The sequence below is a fragment of the Actinacidiphila sp. bgisy144 genome (assembly GCF_057708105.1).
This window is the reverse complement of sequence record NZ_JBYIRM010000017.1, coordinates 55,652-73,160: the sequence shown is the minus strand read 5'-3', so window position 1 is coordinate 73,160 and position 17,509 is coordinate 55,652. Positions and strand designations below refer to the sequence as shown.

The 17,509-nt window shown below is 73.5% G+C and carries 18 protein-coding genes; 8 read left to right on the top strand and 10 right to left on the bottom strand.

The window, feature by feature from the left end:
* Positions 1-132: 132 nt before the first annotated feature.
* Positions 133-876, bottom strand: a complete 744-nt coding sequence (locus AC3EVP_RS20470; protein WP_335982288.1) for a methyltransferase domain-containing protein — start codon at positions 874-876, stop codon at positions 133-135.
* Between the two features lie 244 nt (positions 877-1,120).
* Positions 1,121-2,125, bottom strand: coding sequence for an NAD-dependent epimerase/dehydratase family protein (locus AC3EVP_RS20465; protein WP_435131611.1), 1,005 nt, complete (start codon positions 2,123-2,125; stop codon positions 1,121-1,123).
* Positions 2,126-2,276: 151 nt separating this feature from the next.
* Between AC3EVP_RS20465 and AC3EVP_RS20460 the strand changes: the two genes are divergently transcribed.
* Together AC3EVP_RS20460 and AC3EVP_RS20455 are read left to right on the top strand one after the other, a co-directional pair.
* The gene (locus tag AC3EVP_RS20460) at positions 2,277-3,095 is read left to right on the top strand and encodes a helix-turn-helix domain-containing protein (RefSeq protein ID WP_435131609.1); all 819 of its coding nucleotides are present in this window, start codon (positions 2,277-2,279) and stop codon (positions 3,093-3,095) included.
* A 110-nt stretch (positions 3,096-3,205) separates the two neighbouring features.
* Complete coding sequence (locus tag AC3EVP_RS20455; protein WP_435131608.1) at positions 3,206-3,667, top strand: MaoC family dehydratase; 462 nt, start codon at positions 3,206-3,208, stop codon at positions 3,665-3,667.
* Between the two features lie 64 nt (positions 3,668-3,731).
* Here the strand turns inward: AC3EVP_RS20455 and AC3EVP_RS20450 are convergent, their stop codons facing one another.
* The gene (locus AC3EVP_RS20450; protein ID WP_335982280.1) at positions 3,732-4,349 is read right to left on the bottom strand and encodes a TetR/AcrR family transcriptional regulator; all 618 of its coding nucleotides are present in this window, start codon (positions 4,347-4,349) and stop codon (positions 3,732-3,734) included.
* 119 nt (positions 4,350-4,468) lie between these two features.
* On the bottom strand, positions 4,469-5,617 hold the full coding sequence (locus AC3EVP_RS20445) for an acyl-CoA dehydrogenase family protein (protein ID WP_335982338.1): 1,149 nt from the start codon (positions 5,615-5,617) through the stop codon (positions 4,469-4,471).
* Between the two features lie 76 nt (positions 5,618-5,693).
* Here AC3EVP_RS20445 and AC3EVP_RS20440 point away from each other — a divergent pair, with 76 nt between their 5' ends.
* Entirely contained in the window at positions 5,694-6,329 is a 636-nt protein-coding gene (locus AC3EVP_RS20440; RefSeq protein WP_335982278.1) for a TetR/AcrR family transcriptional regulator, read from the top strand.
* 33 nt (positions 6,330-6,362) lie between these two features.
* Positions 6,363-6,902, top strand: a complete 540-nt coding sequence (locus AC3EVP_RS20435; protein WP_335982276.1) for a DUF402 domain-containing protein — start codon at positions 6,363-6,365, stop codon at positions 6,900-6,902.
* A 24-nt stretch (positions 6,903-6,926) separates the two neighbouring features.
* On the opposite strand, the gene AC3EVP_RS20430 is transcribed toward AC3EVP_RS20435, so the two are convergent.
* The 3 genes from AC3EVP_RS20430 to AC3EVP_RS20420 all read right to left on the bottom strand — a co-directional run bounded on the left by AC3EVP_RS20430 (position 6,927) and on the right by AC3EVP_RS20420 (position 10,380).
* Positions 6,927-8,009 carry a zinc-binding dehydrogenase gene (locus tag AC3EVP_RS20430; protein ID WP_435131605.1) on the bottom strand — a complete coding sequence of 361 codons (1,083 nt, stop codon included), beginning with the start codon at positions 8,007-8,009 and terminating at the stop codon, positions 6,927-6,929.
* Positions 8,010-8,113: 104 nt separating this feature from the next.
* The gene (locus AC3EVP_RS20425) at positions 8,114-9,466 is read right to left on the bottom strand and encodes an aldehyde dehydrogenase family protein (RefSeq protein ID WP_435131749.1); all 1,353 of its coding nucleotides are present in this window, start codon (positions 9,464-9,466) and stop codon (positions 8,114-8,116) included.
* A gap of 308 nt (positions 9,467-9,774) precedes the next feature.
* Positions 9,775-10,380, bottom strand: a complete 606-nt coding sequence (locus AC3EVP_RS20420) for a TetR/AcrR family transcriptional regulator (RefSeq protein ID WP_435131604.1) — start codon at positions 10,378-10,380, stop codon at positions 9,775-9,777.
* A gap of 393 nt (positions 10,381-10,773) precedes the next feature.
* Between AC3EVP_RS20420 and hmgA the strand changes: the two genes are divergently transcribed.
* From hmgA to AC3EVP_RS20405, 3 genes are read left to right on the top strand one after another with little or no spacing between them, the layout of a single operon-like run.
* The gene (gene hmgA, locus AC3EVP_RS20415) at positions 10,774-12,096 is read left to right on the top strand and encodes a homogentisate 1,2-dioxygenase (RefSeq protein ID WP_435131602.1); all 1,323 of its coding nucleotides are present in this window, start codon (positions 10,774-10,776) and stop codon (positions 12,094-12,096) included.
* Positions 12,093-12,848 carry a GntR family transcriptional regulator gene (locus AC3EVP_RS20410; protein WP_435131600.1) on the top strand — a complete coding sequence of 252 codons (756 nt, stop codon included), beginning with the start codon at positions 12,093-12,095 and terminating at the stop codon, positions 12,846-12,848. The genes hmgA and AC3EVP_RS20410 overlap by 4 nt, the downstream gene beginning before the upstream one ends.
* 14 nt (positions 12,849-12,862) lie before the next feature.
* On the top strand, positions 12,863-14,119 hold the full coding sequence (locus AC3EVP_RS20405) for a type ISP restriction/modification enzyme (RefSeq protein ID WP_435131598.1): 1,257 nt from the start codon (positions 12,863-12,865) through the stop codon (positions 14,117-14,119).
* Positions 14,120-14,212: 93 nt separating this feature from the next.
* Here the strand turns inward: AC3EVP_RS20405 and AC3EVP_RS20400 are convergent, their stop codons facing one another.
* Positions 14,213-14,476, bottom strand: a complete 264-nt coding sequence (locus AC3EVP_RS20400; RefSeq protein ID WP_335982264.1) for a hypothetical protein — start codon at positions 14,474-14,476, stop codon at positions 14,213-14,215.
* 302 nt (positions 14,477-14,778) lie between these two features.
* On the opposite strand from AC3EVP_RS20400, the gene AC3EVP_RS20395 reads away from it, so the two are divergent.
* A complete protein-coding gene (locus AC3EVP_RS20395; protein WP_435131596.1) occupies positions 14,779-15,936 on the top strand; it encodes a DUF5925 domain-containing protein in 1,158 nt (385 codons plus the stop codon).
* Between the two features lie 52 nt (positions 15,937-15,988).
* On the opposite strand, the gene AC3EVP_RS20390 is transcribed toward AC3EVP_RS20395, so the two are convergent.
* Together AC3EVP_RS20390 and AC3EVP_RS20385 are read right to left on the bottom strand one after the other, a co-directional pair.
* Entirely contained in the window at positions 15,989-16,360 is a 372-nt protein-coding gene (locus tag AC3EVP_RS20390) for a GntR family transcriptional regulator (RefSeq protein ID WP_335982261.1), read from the bottom strand.
* Positions 16,357-17,493 carry a methyltransferase domain-containing protein gene (locus AC3EVP_RS20385; protein ID WP_435131594.1) on the bottom strand — a complete coding sequence of 379 codons (1,137 nt, stop codon included), beginning with the start codon at positions 17,491-17,493 and terminating at the stop codon, positions 16,357-16,359. The genes AC3EVP_RS20390 and AC3EVP_RS20385 overlap by 4 nt, the downstream gene beginning before the upstream one ends.
* Between the last annotated feature and the right edge of the window lie 16 nt (positions 17,494-17,509).

Below are 17,509 nucleotides of genomic sequence, written 5' to 3'. Positions count from 1 at the left end.
TTCGGCCGGAGCCGGTTGTGGCGTGAACACGGTGATATGGGGCGGATCACCCGGGCGCGGGGACCGCGCGCAAGGCGGGGCCGCACACGAGGTGGGGCCGCGGCCCGTCCCGCGGTCGGGGCGTCATCTCTTTCAGGCCGCCCGCAGCACGAACACGCCCCACCCGAGGTACCGGCGCTGGTACTCCAGGTGCGTACGGCGGCTGTGCGCCAGGAACTCCCGCATGTCCGCCGCGTCCCGGTGGTCCGGCGGCACCGCGCGCAGCCAGTCCGAGATCGCGAACCACTGCTCCGCGACGTAGCGGTCCCAGCTGTCGCCGTCCGCCAGCACCATCTCCACCAGTTCCGTCCCGGCGGCCTCGAACCGCTCCGAGGTGCCCACCAGCGAGGTGAACTCCTCCGGGCCGAACCCCATCGCCTCCAGCGCCTCCTCCGGCGCCGGCTCCGTCAGGTACGGCTCGCCGATGAGCATCAGCCCGCCCGGGCGCAGCGCCGGCCGCAGCAGCTCGATGGTGCCGCCGAGCCCGCCGCCGATCCACGTCGCCCCGATGCAGGACACGACGTCGTACGCCGCCGGCTCCGCCTCGTACGCCCCCGCGTCGCCGCGGACGAAGTCCAGCCGCTCGGCCACCCCCAGCTCCGCCGCGCGCAGCCGGGCCGCGGTCAGGAACACCTCGCTCAGGTCGACCCCGACGCCCCCGGTGCCGTACCGCTCCGCCCAGCGGGCGAGCATCTCCCCCTTCCCGCACGCCAGGTCGAGCTGCCGCTGCCCCTCCCGGAGGCGGCAGATCTCGCCGAGGAGCATCAGCTTCTCCTCGGTGATCGGGTTCAGGATGCGGTGCCCGGACTCGGCGATCTCGTGGTGGCGCAGGCTCATGCGGTTCTCGGGCTCCTCGGGTACGGCGGCCCCGGCGGGGGCGGAACTCGCGCATCGTGCCCGATCCGGGAGGCGGACGCCACTCGATATCGCCTGGTGGCGGGTCGACTTGTCGCTTTGCCGCGGGTGAGGGGGCCGGGGGCCGGGGCACGGTGGGAGCGGGCGGCGGGGCCGGGCGGCCGGGGGCGGGGGGCCGTTTGGCGGGGCGGCCGGGGGCCGGGCGGCCTGGCGCCGGGGCCCGGGGCTAGCGCCGGTCGAGCCGCAGCAGGCTCTCCGCCGTCGCGAGCACCGCCTCCGCACCCGTCCGGGGCGCCCACCCCAGCAGCCGCCGGGCCTTCGCGCTGCTGGTGTGCCGTACCGCCACCGGTCCGGCGCCGGCCGCCTCCGCCGTCGGCACCTTCGCCGCCGCCGCGCCCAACCGCTCCTTCAGCAGCACCGCGACCTCGTGCAGGGACATCACGCCGTCGGCCGCCGCCACGAACCGCTCCCCCGCAGCGGCCGGGTCGGTCATCGCGCGCAGGTGCAGGTCGGCGACGTCGCGCACGTCCACCGCCGCGAAGTGCAGCCGCGGCACCTCGGCCATCGCGCCGTCGAGCAGGTGGCGGACCAGGGCGACGGAGGCGGAGTAGTCGGGGCCGAGCACCGGGCCGAAGACACCCACCGGGTTGACCACCGCGAGTTCGGTCCCCGCGCCCTCCGCCGCCGCGAACCGCCAGGCGGCGCGCTCGGCCAGCGTCTTGGACCTGACGTAGGCGCTGACGCCCGGGCCCGCGAGGTCGGTCCAGCTCTCCTCGGTGAAGGGCGCCTCGGTCTGCGGGTGGCCGTAGCCGACCGCGCCGAACGACGAGGTGAGCACCACCCGCCGCACCCCCGCCGCGCGCGCCGCCCGCAACACGCGCAGGGCGCCGTCGCGGGCCGGCACGATCAGGTCGTCCTCGTGCGCGGGCTCGCCCGGCGGGAAGGGCGAGGCGACGTGCAGGACGTACGCGCACCCGTCGACGGCCTCGGCCCAGCCCTCGTCCCCGGCCAGGTCGGCGACGGCGAAGGTGACATCGGCGGCGGCGCCTGCGGGGCCGCCCGGGCCGCCCGGTCGCGCGAGGCCCTCCGTCACCATGGCGCGCACCTGCGCCTCCCGCGCCGCGGAACGCACCGTGGCCCGTACCCGGTATCCCGCCTCCAGCAGTCGTACGACGCAGTGCGCGCCCACGAATCCCGAACCGCCCGTGACCAGTACCCGTTCGCCGCTCATACCGCTTGCTCCCGCTCTCTCCGCCGTGCCGCCGGTCCGCCCGGTCGGCTCTCTCGATGGTGCGGCCGACCGTCACGCAGAGTAAGACCCTGTGGACACTGGTAGCGGGAGGGACAGGATGAGCGGCGCGCCCGGCCGTACGCTGGGTGGCATGGCCACGGTGAGCGAGCTGGGCGGCTATCTGCGGCTGCGGCGGGAGCGGCTGCGGCCGCAGGACGTGGGGCTGCCCGCGGGAAGCAGGCGCCGGGTGCCGGGGCTGCGGCGGGAGGAGGTCGCGCTGCTGGCCGGGATCAGCGTCGAGTACTACCTGCGGCTGGAGCAGGGCCGCGACCAGCACCCTTCGGACCAGGTGCTCGACAGCCTGGCCCGCGCGCTGCGGCTGGACGCCGACGCGGAGACGTATCTGCGCGCGCTCGCCCGGCCGCGGCGCCCGGCGGCCCGGCACGGCGGCGGCGCGCTGCGGCCGGAGCGGGCCGCCGCGGGCGTACGGTCGCTGATCGACAGCTGGACCGCCACGCCCGCGACAGTGGTCGGCCGCTCCCTGACCACGCTTGCCGCGAACCCGCTCGCCGTCGCGCTCAACCCGTACTTCGCCCCCGGCACCAGCACGTTGCGCGCCGCCTTCCTCGAACCGGCGATGCGCGCGTACTACCGCGACTGGGACGCCATGACCGCGAAGACCGTGGCCCATCTGCGCTCGATGGCCGCGGGGGTGGACGACCCGCGGCTGCTGGCGCTGATCGGCGAGCTGACCCTGCGCAGCGAGCGGTTCCGCACGCTGTGGGCGCGGCAGGACGTGCGGATCAGGACCAGCGGGGTCACGCTGCTGCGGCACCCGCGGGCCGGCGACCTCGACCTGCACTACGAGAAGCTGGCGCTGCCGCAGGCACCCGGGCAGATGCTGATCACGTACCACGCGCGGCCTGGCACCGCGTCGTCCGCACGGCTCGAGCTGCTGGCCCGCGGCTGAACCGACCGCGGCGCGGCGGGCCGTACGGCGTCGGCACGTTGACACGACGGGTGGACCGAACCATGCTGAGCAAGCGCTTGGAAACCCGTCGTCCAGGAGGTCCCACCGCCATGTCGCAGCCCCGCGTCTTCGCCTCGCTCGACGAGCTGCGCGCCGCCGTCGGCGTGCAACTCGGCTGGACGGACTGGATCGAGGTCGACCAGACGCGGATCGACCGCTTCGCCGAGGCGACCGGGGACCACCAGTGGATTCACGTCGACCCCGAACGGGCGGCGCAGGGACCTTTCGGCACCACCATCGCGCACGGCTTCCTCACGCTCTCGCTGATCCCGTCGCTGACCCCGCTGCTGTTCAGCGTCGAGGGGGTGCGGATGGGCGTCAACTACGGCCTGAACAAGGTCCGCTTCCCCGCCCCCGTGCCGGTCGGCTCCCGGCTGCGGGCCACCGCGAAGATCGCGGAGGTGTCGGAGGCGGGCGGCGGCGTGCAACTCGTCTCCCAGGTGACCATCGAACGCGAGGGCGGCGAGAAGCCGGTGTGCGTGGCCGAGACCGTGGTGCGCTTCTACCTCTGAGCAGCTCTTCGCACGTCTTGGTACCTCCGAGCGCCGGCTCCGAGCAGGCCCGAGCGCCGCTCGGTCAGTCGATCCGGCGGACCATCCGCAGCACCAGCCCGGCGTAGAGCGCGCCCACCTCGTCGGGGGTGCGGCTGCCGTCGGGGCTGAACCACCGGGCCACGTCGATGCAGAGCGACAGCACCGCGAGGGTGGTCCCGGAGACGTCGGGCACGTCGAACTCCCCGGTCGCCACCCCGTCCTTGATGATCGTCCGGATCGCGTCCTCGCTCTGCCGGCGCAGTACGACGATCTCCCGGTAGTGCTCGGGGGCGAGGGCACCGAGTTCGTACTGCACGATGCGGCCGGTGGTGTGGTGCTCGGCGTGCCAGCGCACGAACACGCGGACCGCCCCCGCGAGCCGTTCGGCCGGGGTGCCCTCGGCGTCGCGCGCCTCCGCCAGCATCGCCAGCGACCGGTGGTGGCCGACCTTGCTGATCTGGTAGAGCAGCTCTTCCTTGGTCTTGTAGTGGATGTAGAGCGCGGCGGGGCTCATCCCGGCCCGCCCGGCGATGTCCCGGGTGGTGGTGGCGTGATAGCCGCGCTCCGCGAACGCCTCGACCGCGGCGATCACCAGCCGCCTCGCGGCGTCGGGGGTGATGTCACCCCACGCCTCGCCGGTCGCCTCCTCCGCAGCCGTCATCCCACGCTCCTCACACCTGTCCACCCACTTGGCCGACAGGGCCATACCCTACCGTCCCGGGTGAGCAAGCGCTTAGCCAACGGCGCGGAGCCAGGCGCGCGGGGCGTGCGGACGGCTCCCTAGAACGCGGACACACCGGTCAGCGCCCGCCCGATGAGCAGCTTGTGTATCTGGCTGGTGCCCTCGTACAGCGTCATCACCCGCGCGTCCCGCAGCAGCTTGCCCGCCGGATACTCGTCGATATAGCCATAGCCCCCGAACACCTGCACCGCGTTGTTGGCGCAGCGCACCGCGGCCTCGCTGGCGTAGAGCTTGGCGACCGACGACTCCGTGGCGAAGGGCTGCCCGCGGTCGATGAGGTCGGCGACGCGCCAGGTCAGCAGCCGTGCGGCGGCCACGTCGACGGCGATGTCGGCGATCATCTCCTGCACCAGCTGGTGCCGGGCGATCGGCACCCCGAACTGCTCGCGCTGCCCGGCGTATCCGGTGGCCGCCTCCAGGCACGCCTGCGCGATGCCGACACATCCCGCGGCCACCGACATCCGCCCCTTGGCCAGCGCGGACATCGCCACCGAGAAGCCCTTGCCCTCGGGCCCGAGCATCGCGTCCGCCGGGACCCGCACCGCGTCCAGCACCAGTTCGGCCGTGGCCTGCCCGCGCAGCCCCAGCTTGCCGTGCACCTCGCGGCGGGTGAGGCCGGGCGCGTCGGCCGGCACGAGGAAAGCGCTCACCCCCCGGTGCCCCTCCCCTCCGGTGCGCGCGAAGAGCAGGACGACATCCGCCCAGGTGCCGTTGGTGATGAACATCTTGCTGCCGGTGATCTCGTACGCGTCGCCGTCCCGCACTGCCCGCGTGGTGAGGTTGGCGGCGTCCGAACCGGTCCCGGGCTCGGTGAGGCCGAAGCAGCCGACCGCGTCACCGGCTGTCAGCCGCGGCAGCCACTCCCGCTTCTGGGCCGGGCTGCCCCAGTGCGCTATCGACTTGGCGACAAGGCCGAGCGAGACCGACACGATCCCGCGCACCGCGGAGTCCCCGCGCCCCAACTCCTCGGTGACCAGGCAGTACGCCAGGTGGTCGCCGCCCGAACCGCCGTACTCCTCGTCGATCGTCAGCCCCAGGAAGCCGAGCGCGCCGAGCTTCTTCACGATCCCGCGGTCCACGCTCTCCGCCCGGTCCCACCCGGCGGCGTACGGCGCGATCTCCCGGTCCGCGAAATCCCTCGCCAGCGCCTTCACGGCAGCCTGCTCCTCGGACAGCTCAAGGTCCACCGCGGTCACCCGGCCCTTCCACACCCATTAAACTAACGGCGCTAGTTTTCTGTCGGCAGCCTCTACTATGTGCCGCATGGCCCGCCCCCGCAAGCCCCTGCTCAGCCGCGACCGCATCGTGACGACGGCGCTCGCCCTCATCGACGAGGAGGGCCTCGACGCGCTGTCCACCCGCCGCCTCGCCGCCGAGCTCGGGGTCAGCGGGCCCTCCCTCTACAACCACTTCGCCACCAAGGACGCGATCCTCGACGCCGCCGCCGACACGGTCATCGCCCAGGTCGACCTGTCGATGTTCGCCCCCTCGCCCGACGGCCGGCCCGACTGGCGCGCCGCCCTCCTGGCCTGGGGCCGCTCCTACCGCGCCGCGCTGACCGAGCACCCGCACATCGTGCCCTTCCTCGCCGTCGGCCCCGGGCTGCGGCCGGCCGGCCTGCGGATGGCCGACGCCGTCTTCGGCGCCATGGTCGAGGCCGGCTGGCCCGCCGCCCAGGCGACGCACATCGGCGCCCTGATGCGCTACTTCGTCACCGGCTCGGCGCTCGGCTCCTTCGCCGCCGGCTTCGTCGGCGACCCCCAGGCGTACGACCCGGCCGACTACCCGCACCTCGGCCAGGCCCACCTGCTGGCCGAACGCCGCGAGCAGATCGACCAGGGAGCGTTCGAAACCGGCCTGCGTGCGCTCATCGACGGACTGGCACTCCAATTCCGCTGAGCGCACCGCCCATCCGGTGACAGCATGACGCACATGCCCGCTTTCGACGGAACCGCCGATGATCTCGTCCAGGTCAACTGGACCAAGTACGACGGCTCGTTGCACTGGAACCTGAAGATGCGCCGGCTCGGTGAGGACGAGCACGGAACGTGGCTCGGCCTCCCCGCCGGCAGCACCACGCGCAAGGGCTACGACCTGACCATGAACCTTCCCGAAGCCCACATCCTCCTCCTCCCCCTCGACTCCTGGTGGACCGCCACCTTCAACGCCGCCCCGCACCGCACCGAGATCTACTGCGACATCACCACCCCGCCGCAGTGGCCGTCCGCGACCGAGGTGACCATGGTCGACCTCGACCTCGACGTCCTGCGCCGCCGCGGCACCCGGCTCCCGGTCCTCGTCGACGAGGACGAGTTCGCCGAACACCAGGTGCGGTACGGCTATCCCGCCGACGTCATCCGCTCCGCCGTCCAGTCCGCGTCCTGGCTGATGCACGCGGTCACCGAGCGCTCCGGTCCCTTCGACGGCGCCCACGAACCCTGGCTGGCCCAGGTCGCCCAGCCCTCACCCTGATATTCGCCCACCCGCGGCGGCCGGTCAGAACACCACCAGGGCCCGGCCGCCGCGGCCGGCGGTCATCGCCTCGAAGGCATCCGGTATGCCGTCGAGGCCGATACGGTCGGTGACCAGTGCGGACAGGTCGAGCCGCCCTTCGCGTGCGTGCCCGGCGAGGACGGGGAGATCCTTCGCCGGGTCGCAGTTGCCGTACACGCACCCCGACAACGTGCGGCCGAAGTAGAAGAGTTCCAGCGCGCTGAAAGTGACCTGCTGGTCCTGCCCGCCGATACCGACGACCGCGGTCCGCCCGCCCCGCCGGGTGGACGACCACGCGGTGCGGATCGTCTCCGCACGGCCCACACACTCCACCGCGGCATCCGCGCCGTGACCGCCGGTCAGCTTCCGGACCCGCTTGGCGGTGTCCTCGCCCGCCACCACGAAGTCCGTGGCGCCCGCCGCCCTGGCCAACTCCTCCTTGCCCGGCGCCACGTCGACCGCGATGATCCGCTCCGCCCCGGCGATCCGGGCCGACTGGAGCACCGCCAGGCCGACCCCGCCCACTCCGTACACCGCGACCGACTCCCCGGGCCGTACCCCGGCCACATGGCGCACCGCGCCGTAGCCGGTCAGCACCGCGCAGCCGAGCAGCGCCGCGTCAGCCAGCGGCACCCCCGCGGGCAGCGGCAGCACCGCGTTCGCCGCCACCACGGTCTCCTCCGCGAACACCGCGGTGCCCAGCCCGGGATACAGTTCGCTGCCGTCCGCGGCCAGTCGCGCGTAGGGCGCTGCCGCCGCCGCGCCCGCGTCGGCGCACAGCCACGGCTCCGCCAGCCCGCAGAAGTGGCAGCTGCCGCAGGCCGGTGCCCAGTTGAGCACCACCTCGGCGCCGACCTCGACATGGGTGACACCCTCGCCCACCTCCACCACGGTGCCCGCGCCCTCGTGGCCGAGCACCGCCGGCACCGGCTGCCGCAGCGTGCCGTTGGACAGCGACAGGTCCGAGTGGCACACCCCCGCCGCCGCCAGCCGCACCCGCACCTGGCCGGGCCCGGGCGACGGCAACTCGATGTCGGTGACCAGCAGTGGAGCGTTCACTTCGGGCAGTACGGCAGCACGGACCACGGTATCTCCTGGACTTCTCGCGACGGACGTCGGCATCGGACGGTCGAACGGTGGGGCAGCGGGCGGTACGGCTTTCCCGGTGCGGCCTGCTCAGTGCGGCCTGCTCAGAACTGCAGGGACTTCGTCTGGAGGTACTCCGCCAGGCCGTGCGGACCCAGCTCCCGCCCGACACCCGACTGCTTGTACCCGCCGAAGGGCGCCCGCAGGTTGAACCGGCCGCCGTTGATATCGACCTGGCCGGTCTCCATCCGCCGGGCGAAGGCGACCGCCTCCGCCTCGTCGGCGCCCCATACGGCCCCGGCCAGCCCGTACACGGTGCCGTTGGCGATCCGCAGCGCGTCCTCCTCGTCCTCGTACCGTATGAGCACCACCACCGGGCCGAAGATCTCCTCCTGGGCGATCGTCATTTCCGGGGCGACGTCGGTGAAGACGGTGGGGCGCACGTAGTAGCCGGTGGTGAGGCCCTCGGGTGCGTCGGGGCCGCCGATCGCGACCTTGGCACCCTCCTCCATACCCTTGGTGATGTAGCCGCGGACCCGCTGCCGCTGCTTCGCGCTGACCACCGGGCCCAGCCGTTCGCCGGGGACGTACTTCGCGGCGGCGGTCGTGGCCAGTTCGACCGCCTCCTCGTAGCGGGCGGAGTCCACCAGCATCCGGGTCCAGGCGCTACAGGTCTGGCCGGAGTTGGCGAAGACGTTCGCCACCCCGACGTTGACCGCGCGGGCCAGGTCCGCGCCCGGCAGGATCACGTTGGCCGACTTGCCGCCGAGTTCGAGCGCGACCCGCTTGACCGCGCCGCCCGCCGCCGCGCCTATCTGCCGCCCCACCGCGGTCGAGCCGGTGAAGGACACCAGGTCGACCCCTGGGTGCTCAGCGAGCGCCTGGCCCGCGACCGGTCCGAGCCCGGTGACCAGGTTGAACACCCCGGCGGGCAGGCCCGCGGCGTGCAGGATCTCCGCCATCAACTGGGCCACGAGCGGGGTGTCCTCGGCCGGCTTGAGGACCACGGTGCACCCCGCGGCGAGGGCGGGCGCCACCTTCGCCACCACCTGGTGCAGCGGGTAGTTCCAGGGCGTGATGGCACCGACCACGCCGACGGGTTCGTGCAGCACCCGGGAGTTGCCGATGCGCTCCTCGAAGCGGTGCTCGGCGGCGAGTTCGGCGAACGACCTCATCACCGCGGTGGGCATGTCGGTGTGCACCGCCATCGCGAACTTCGGCGGCGCGCCCAGTTCGGCGGCGACCGTGGCGGCGATCTCGTCGCGCCGCTCGGCCATCAGATTCGCCGCGGCGGCCAGCACCACCGCCCGCTGCTCGGGCTCGGTCGCCGCCCATCCGGGCAGCGCCCGGCGGGCCGCCCGCACCGCCGTGTCCACGTCGCGGGCATCGCCGGCCGGGACGCGGGCGATCACCTGCTCGGTCGCGGGGGCGACCACGTCGATCCACGCGTCGGCCAGCGCCGGCTGCCAGCGCCCGTCGACATAGAGTTCGTCGCGCCCCTGGTGGACGCCCTCGCCACCGCCTGCCGTGCCTGTCCTGCTGTCCACGCTGCTGCCCTCCGCATCCTGTTTCCGCCCGCGACGCCAAACTAGCGCCGATAGTTTTGTGTGGCCAGTGCCCGCCCGATGCCCTCGGGCCCATGTATGCGATCGCCGGCCACTCGCGTCATACCGCCGGTCCTCGTCGATCCCGCCCGACCGGCGCCGAGTGGCTCCACCATCGATCTACCCCGACTACACAGAGTTACCCATCGAATGCGGGTTCGCTATTCGAGCACGGTTCCGAGATAGGCCCTGACCAGCACTTTCACCTCGTCGATCACGCGTGAATCACCCATTCGGCCGACACGGAACGCGAGCTGGAGCGCCGCGTCGGCGGCCTCGACCGCGACGGTCAGCGCCAGCCGCAGCCGCGGGTCCGCGGGGTCGGCGGTGAGCCGGTCGCCCAGCAGTTCCGGCAGCCGGTCGGCGAGGTCCTGGTTGCTCTCGTCGGGGGCACCGAACTCCACCAGCGCGAAGCCGGGCGCGGTCCGCTTCATCGCGGTGTACTCGTCGACCAGCACGTCGACAGCGGCCCGCCAGTCCGTTCCGGTGCCCGGCTCGGCCAGCCGCGCCGCCGTGCGGTCGAGGAACTCGTCGAGATTGCGGTGGGCCAGCGCGTCGGTCATGGCTCGTTTGTCGGAGAAGAAGCGGTAGACGGAGCCGATGGGCACTCCGGCACGCGCCGCCACCGCCCGAGTGCTGAGCCGCTCGTACCCGCCTTCGTCGAGTTCGCGGGCGCAGGCGTCGAGGATGCGGGCGAGGCGCTCGGCGCTGCGGCGCTGGACGGGGACGCGGCGCAGCGCGCCCCCCGCGGACTCCGTCCCCGGCATGGCGGGTTCAGCCCGCGGCCGCGGCATCGAGCGGACCGGACGGCCCGGACGGCCGCCTCACGCGTGCGATCCGCGGCTCGCGGGTCGCCGTCGGTTCCGTCCTGCCTGCGGCGCCGCGCGCCCGCCCGACGACGCGCCGCCCACTTCCGTACCCGCCCGGTCCCGCCACGGCGCGCCTCCCGCCCCTGCCCGCCGATCGAACCGGCGGCCTGCTGCCGCTCCACCCTAGCCAAGGCCGTTGCGCACCCCCAGGGCCCGCGCCCCCAAGCCCGCGCCCTCGGCACCCGCACCCCGCCCGGCACACCCGCCCCATCCGTGCGCGGCCGCGAGGCTTGCCGCCGCGATTCCTATGGCCCAGCATAGGAATGACGACGGCAGGACGGGGAGCGAAGCATGGAGCTGCAAGGCGCCGGGCCCGGCGACGAGGGCAAGGACCTGGACTACCAGCCGGGATTCGGCAACGAGCACAGCACGGAGGCCGTACCGGGCGCCCTCCCCGTGGGGCGCAACGCCCCGCAGCGCGCGCCTCTCGGGCTGTACGCCGAGCAGCTCAGCGGCACCGCCTTCACCGAGCCCCGGGCGCACAACCACCGCAGCTGGCTCTACCGCATCCGCCCGTCCGCCGCCCACCCCCCGTTCCACCGCGTGCCGAACGGGGCGCTGCGCAGCGCCCCCTTCCACGACGTGGAGCCGGACCCCAACCGCCTGCGCTGGGGCCCCCTTCCGTTCCCCGACGAACCCACGGACTTCGTCCAGGGCCTGGTCACCGTGGGGGGCAACGGTGATGTGCTGCGCCGCGAGGGCATCGGCATCCACTGGTACGCGGCGAACACCTCGATGGACCGCCGCGTGTTCTCCTGCGCCGACGGCGAGTTCCTGATCGTCCCCGAGCAGGGCGCCCTGCTGCTGCGCACCGAACTGGGCGTGCTGCGCGCCGAGCCCGGCCATGTCGCCCTGATCCCGCGCGGGGTCCGCTTCCGGGTGGAGCTGCTGGAGTCGACCGCCCGGGGCTATGTGTGCGAGAACTACGGCCGCCCGTTCCAGCTCCCCGACCTCGGCCCGATCGGCGCCAACGGCCTGGCGAACGCACGGGACTTCCTCGCCCCGGTCGCCGCCTACGAGGACCGCGAGGAGGACACCGAGGTCGTCAGCAAGTTCGGCGGCAACCTGTGGGCCGCCGTCTACGACCACTCCCCGCTCGACGTGGTGGCCTGGCACGGCAACCATGTGCCCTACCTCTACGACCTGCACCGCTTCAACGTCCTGGGCTCGATCAGCTACGACCACCCGGACCCGTCCATCTTCACCGTCCTCACCTCCCCGTCGGACACCCCCGGGCTCGCGGGCGCGGACTTCGTGGTGTTCGCCCCGCGCTGGCTGGTCGGCGAGGACACCTTCCGCCCGCCGTACTTCCACCGGAACGTGATGTCGGAGTTCATGGGGCTGGTCGAGGGCGCCTACGACGCGAAGGCCGAGGGGTTCGTCCCCGGCGGTGCCTCGCTGCACAACATGATGTCCGCGCACGGACCGGACCGCACGACGTACGACCGGGCCAGCACCGCGGAACTGCGCCCGCAGAAGGTCGACGACGGGCTGGCGTTCATGTTCGAGACGCGCTGGCCGGTGGTGCCGACCGGGTTCGCGATGGGCGCGGAGCACCGCCAGGCCGGGTACGACTCGGTCTGGGAGGGGCTTGAGCGAAACTTCCGGTCGTGACGACAGCGAACGCCTTCGCCCCCGACTCCTTGGTGCTCAACGGCAAACTGCCCCTGTGGTACCAGGTCTCGCAGTCCCTGCGCGCCTCGATACTGGGCCGCCCCGCGGACGCCCCGCTGCGGCTGCCCACCGAGGAGGAACTCGCCGCGCACTACGGGGTGAGCGTGCTCACCCTGCGCCAGGCGCTCAAGGAGTTGGAGGCGGAGGGGCTGATATCCCGTCACCGCAGGCGCGGCACCTTCATCGAGCCGGCCGCGCGGCGCGCAGTGCCGGTGAAGCTGCTCGGCTCGGTGGACGCCATCGTCGCCCAGCAGTCCGGCGGCCGCACCACGATCCTCTCCCACGGCCCGGCTCCCCTGCCGCCGGACGCGGCCGAGCACTTCCCCGGCCGCACCGAGGCCGTCTCCTTCCGGCGGCTGCGCCACGACGAGTCCGGCGAACCCTCCAACTGGGCGCAGAACTACGTCCGTCCCGAACTCGCCGCCGGCATCGACCTCGCCGACCTGGAACGCTGGCCGATGACGAAGGTCCTGCGCGACGTGCTGGGCGTGCGGATCAGCCGCATCACCGACACCGTGACGGCCCGCCTCGCCGACCCCGACACCGCCCGCCTGCTCGGCGTACCGCTGCTCAGCCCGATACTGCACTACACCGGCGTGACCTACGACGACACCGGCCAGGTGGTGGATGTGGCACACATCCACTACCGCGGCGACAGGTTCTCCTTCAGCGTGACGATGGAGGCACCCTGAGGGGCGTCAGTAGCATGCGTGTGGTGAGCGATGACGCGCCTTTGCTGCACGACCTGATGCCCTGGTCGGTCCGCCCGCTGCGCATCGGCCGCGGCTGGCCGATGGCATCCGACCCCGCCTGCCTGCGAGCCCGCTGGACGCTCCTCACCACCGCCCCGGACGACAGCGCCAAAGCCTCCCTGCTGCACCCCACCCGCGCCCGGGGCCTGCACACCCCGGTCGCCCAGCTCCCCGGCCACCAGACCCCCACCACCGCGATCTCCCGCGAGGCGGGCCGCTGCCCGGAGCCGGTCCGCATCCAGCACGGACCGTACGACCAGCAGTGGCTGATACCCGATCACCGGCTGATCGACGTGGCCCGGCCCGAGCTGTGGCGGATCGCCGACGACCGGCAGGTCTTCGCGGTCGAGCACACCCCGCTGCCGGACACCGAGGAAGCCGCGGTGACCTTCAGCGCCCTGCTTCCGGACGGGCGTTCCCCGGCCGGCAAGCCCGCGCTGATCCGGCCGTTGTACCGGCAGCCCGGCGGCCGCGACCCCAACCTCGCGCCGGGCCTGACCGCTTGGCTCGCCGGCCGCCTGGGCACCGGAGTCACCGCCGAGGACACCCTCGCCTGGATCGCGGCCGCGGCCCGGCCCGGCCACCGGGGCTGCGCGGTGCCGCTCCCCCGCGGCCTGGACCAGTGGCGGGAGGGAACCGCCCTGGGCCGCAGGTCCCTGTGGCTGCACACCCGCGGTGCCCGCTGCGCCGACCCCGGGCAGGGCCGCGACACCTCCCGGCTGCGACCGCCCGGCGGCAGCCGCCCCTACGTCCGGGCACCGCTGCCGGACCGGCCCCGGCCGGACGACCTGCGGTACGACCCGCAGGAGCGCGCCCTGTGGATCGGGACCGGCCAGGTCGCGCCGGTGGCGCCCGCGGCCTGGGAGGCCACCGCGGGCGGCGTACGGGTCCTGGAGGCGTGGTACGGGAGGCGGACCGCATCCGGGGAGCAGGGCTCGCTCGAAGCGCTGCGGCCGGCCTCCTGGAGCCGGGCCACGACCTCGGAACTACTGGAACTGATCGGCGTACTGACGCTGCTCGCCGAACTCCGGGAGGAGCTGGCGGACTTCGCGGCGCGGTCGGCCGCTACGGGCGTCGACAGGGCGGATACCACCGGCGCGGTGGCACTGCGAACCGCCGGAGTCCTTCCGGTGCCCCCGGCCAGGCGCAGGCCGGCCTCGGTACTGGAGCACCAGGAAGAAGGTCCCGACGGGCAGTTCGCCCTGCTGTGACGGCGGTGCGGTGGGTCGGCTGCGGCCGCTGGGGAGGACGGCCGCACACACCCCACCGCATGGACAGCAGGACGGACGCGAACTGCTCGTGGCTCAGCGGTGGTTGCCGAAGAGCGTCCTCCGCAGCCGACGCAGCGGCGCGAACAGCGACACCCGGGCGCTCCTGCTGGTCCTGACCCGCGTGGTGTCACGCGCCGTCAACTCCCGCAGCAGCACGGTGGCCTCCTCGGCCTCGCGCTGCGGAACGGCCGGGCCGGCCAGTATCGCAAGGTGCCGGTCCAGACGCGCACTGGACGCCGTAGTACCGCAGTTGATGGCAGGCACTCTGGACCTGCTGTGCATCGCTATCTGTTCCATGACTCTCCCCACCCTGTCGAGGGCACCCAGCACGGGCAGGGTAACCCTATCGCCCCGTCACGTCACGTGCGCATCCCCCGCCCGCCCCGGTCGCCCGATTCGCCCTCCACCCAAGGGGGTTGACGCGGTACGGGGCGCAAAGGAGGACGGCATCGCACGTCATCGCTCCGGCCTCACCGGAATCATTTCCGGACACACGTGCGGCAAATCAACCCTTTCGAGGGGTTTGGAAGTTCGCGTAACAGCCCGAGTCGAACCGAAAAGCGCTGGGCGATCGCGCCGCCGTGCCGGATCATGGCCTCATGTCCGCCACATCCCGTCCGCCGAGGAGGCACGTGCCGCCCACCTCTCCCGCCGCCGACACGAAGGCCGCCGCGGCCGCCGATCCGTTCCGCGCCCTGCCGGTCCACCTGCGGCTGGACGACAGCGACTCCCCGTCCGACGTCGTCGACGCCCTGTTCCTGGGGCGCTTCACCTCGGGGCAGCAGCCTTTCGCCCGCAGCAGCTCCCTGGAGAACGTCAAGGCCGGCCTCACTTTGCTGCCGCCGGACGCGACCGTGCTGCGGCAGGCCCGCGACAAGGACCGCAGTGCCCTCCTGGCCGAGGGGGAGGACTGGACGATCCTCGTCTCGCGCTGGAACCGGGGCGCCGACGTCACGGTGACGGCGACCTCCGACGAACTCGCCGAGCGGGTGCTGAAGTCGGCGGTCGAGGACGCGGAGGACGAACCGGAGCCGCAGCCGGAGACCGTCACCATGGGCTTCTGGTACGTCTCCCCCCGGCGCGGCCCGCACCGCACCACCCGGAAGATCTCCGCCGACACCTGGGACGGGCTGCGCGGCAACTACTCGGCACCGGTCGCCGACGCCATGGACGGCCTGATGAAGATGACCGCCGACGACGTCACCGGGCGGCTGCTCCTGCTCCACGGACCGCCCGGCACCGGCAAGACGTCCGCCCTGCGCACCCTGGCCCGCTCGTGGCGCGACTGGTGCCAGGTGGACTGCGTCCTGGACCCCGAACGCCTCTTCAACGACGTCGGCTACCTGATGGACATCGCCATCGGCGAGGACGAGAGCGAGGGCGGCCGCTGGCGGCTGCTCCTGCTGGAGGACTGCGACGAACTCATCCGCGGCCAGGCCAAGCACGAGACCGGCCAGGCGCTGTCCCGGCTGCTCAACCTCACCGACGGGCTGCTCGGCCAGGGCCGGAACGTCCTGGTCGGCATCACCACCAACGAAGCCCTGGAACGCCTGCACCCGGCTGTCGTCCGGCCCGGCCGCTGCCTCGCCCGCGTCGAGGTCGGCCCGCTGAACCGCGAGGAGGCGGTGCGGTGGCTCGGCACCAGCGAGGGCATCGGACGCGAGGGCGCCACCCTCGCCGAGCTGTACGCCCTGCGCCGCGGCACCTCCCCCACCCTCGCCGTGCCGCCCCAGGCGGAAGGCGGCCTCTACCTGTGACGGCCGGACCCCGCCACCGGTCCGTTCCGCCGCCGGCCCCGCCGGAGCCGGCCTACGCGCCATACTCCGCGCGCAGCGCCTCCTCCACGGCGGCACGTGCGGCGGCAGCGTCCAGACCCAGTCGGTGGACCCGCTGCGCGTAGCCGGTCGCGGCAGCGGCCACCTCGCGGGCCTGGGCGTCGCCCGCCGCGATGTACGTGCCGTGACGGCCCCGGGTCTCGATCACCCCGTCCGCCTCCAGCGCCCGGTACGCCTTCGCGACGGTGTTCGCCGCGAGTCCCAACTGCTCGGCCAGCCCGCGCACGGTGGGCAGCTTGTAGTGGACCGGGAGCTCCCCCGCGCGGGCCTTCTCCGCGATCTGGCCGCGCACCTGCTCGTACGGGGCAGCGGTCGCGTCCGGATCGATCGTGATCTCCAGGCTCATACGCCGGATACTGGCACAGCGGGCGCCGCCAGCGGCACCGCTCGGGCCGGACCGCCCGGGGCGTAGGCGATGGAGTCCCCGCTCTCGTGCAGATGGAGCAGGAAGCGGTGGCCGGCCAGGTGGCCCTCGATCGCCGCGCGGCAGTAGGCGACCATGTCGTCGGGCAGCGCGTCCAGCGGATACCAGCCCAGCTCCAAGCACTTGTCCGGCTCCCGGTTGACCGGTTCGGGGCCGCCGGGCGCTTGGTGCGCGACGAAGAACCAGCCGATCCGGGCCTGTCCGCCGGGCCCCCGGTGCTGCATCACCAGTGCGGCCTCCAGGTCGCCGGGGGCCAGGTCGAGCCCGATCTCCTCCCGGGTCTCGCGGATCATTCCGCTCCTGACGTCCTCGCCGTCCTCCAGGTGCCCGGACGGGGCGTGCAGCAGGCCGTCCGCGTAGCCGGTCCCGTCCCGGCGGGCGAGCAGCACGTCCCGGCCGCGCAGCAGGAGCAGATGGACGTCGACGACCTCGGTGTGCCGGCGGGAGCCGCGGGGGGCCGGGCGGACCACCGCCGCATACCGCTCGTCGGACACCTCGTGCCCCCACAGCGCCGTGTCGTGTCCGAGCTGTTCGACCCGGGTCGACCCGCCGAGCGGCGCGGTGAGTTCGACGAGGGTGTCCGCCGAGATGCCGACCGGGGGCGTCCCCCACCTTCCCTCGACGAGGACCAGCCGTCCGCCGGGCCGCAGCAGGTCCGCCCACCGCCGCAGCACGGCGTCCGGGTCCGGCAGCGCCCACAGCACGTGGCGGACGAGGACGACGTCGAATCCGCCGGCCCCCACCGGCGGGTGCCCTGCGTCGCCGACGACCACCCGCGCGTCCGTGCCGGCGAGTTTCGCGCGGGCCCGTGCGGCCATCCGCTCCGACCGGTCCACCGCGGTGACGCGGTGCCCGTCGGCAGCGGCGAGGCGGGCGAGGCTCCCGGTGCCGCAGCCGAGGTCCAGCACGTCGGACGGCTCTGCCGGCAGCCAGGACCTCAGCCGCGCCTCCCAGGCCGAGCGGACGCCCGGGTCGCGCAGGCCGTGGTCGGGCTCGTCGTCGAAGTGGTCCGCGGCGGCATCCCAGTACTGCCGGGCGTCTGTGTCGGTGCTCATACGGGAAGCTTCGCAC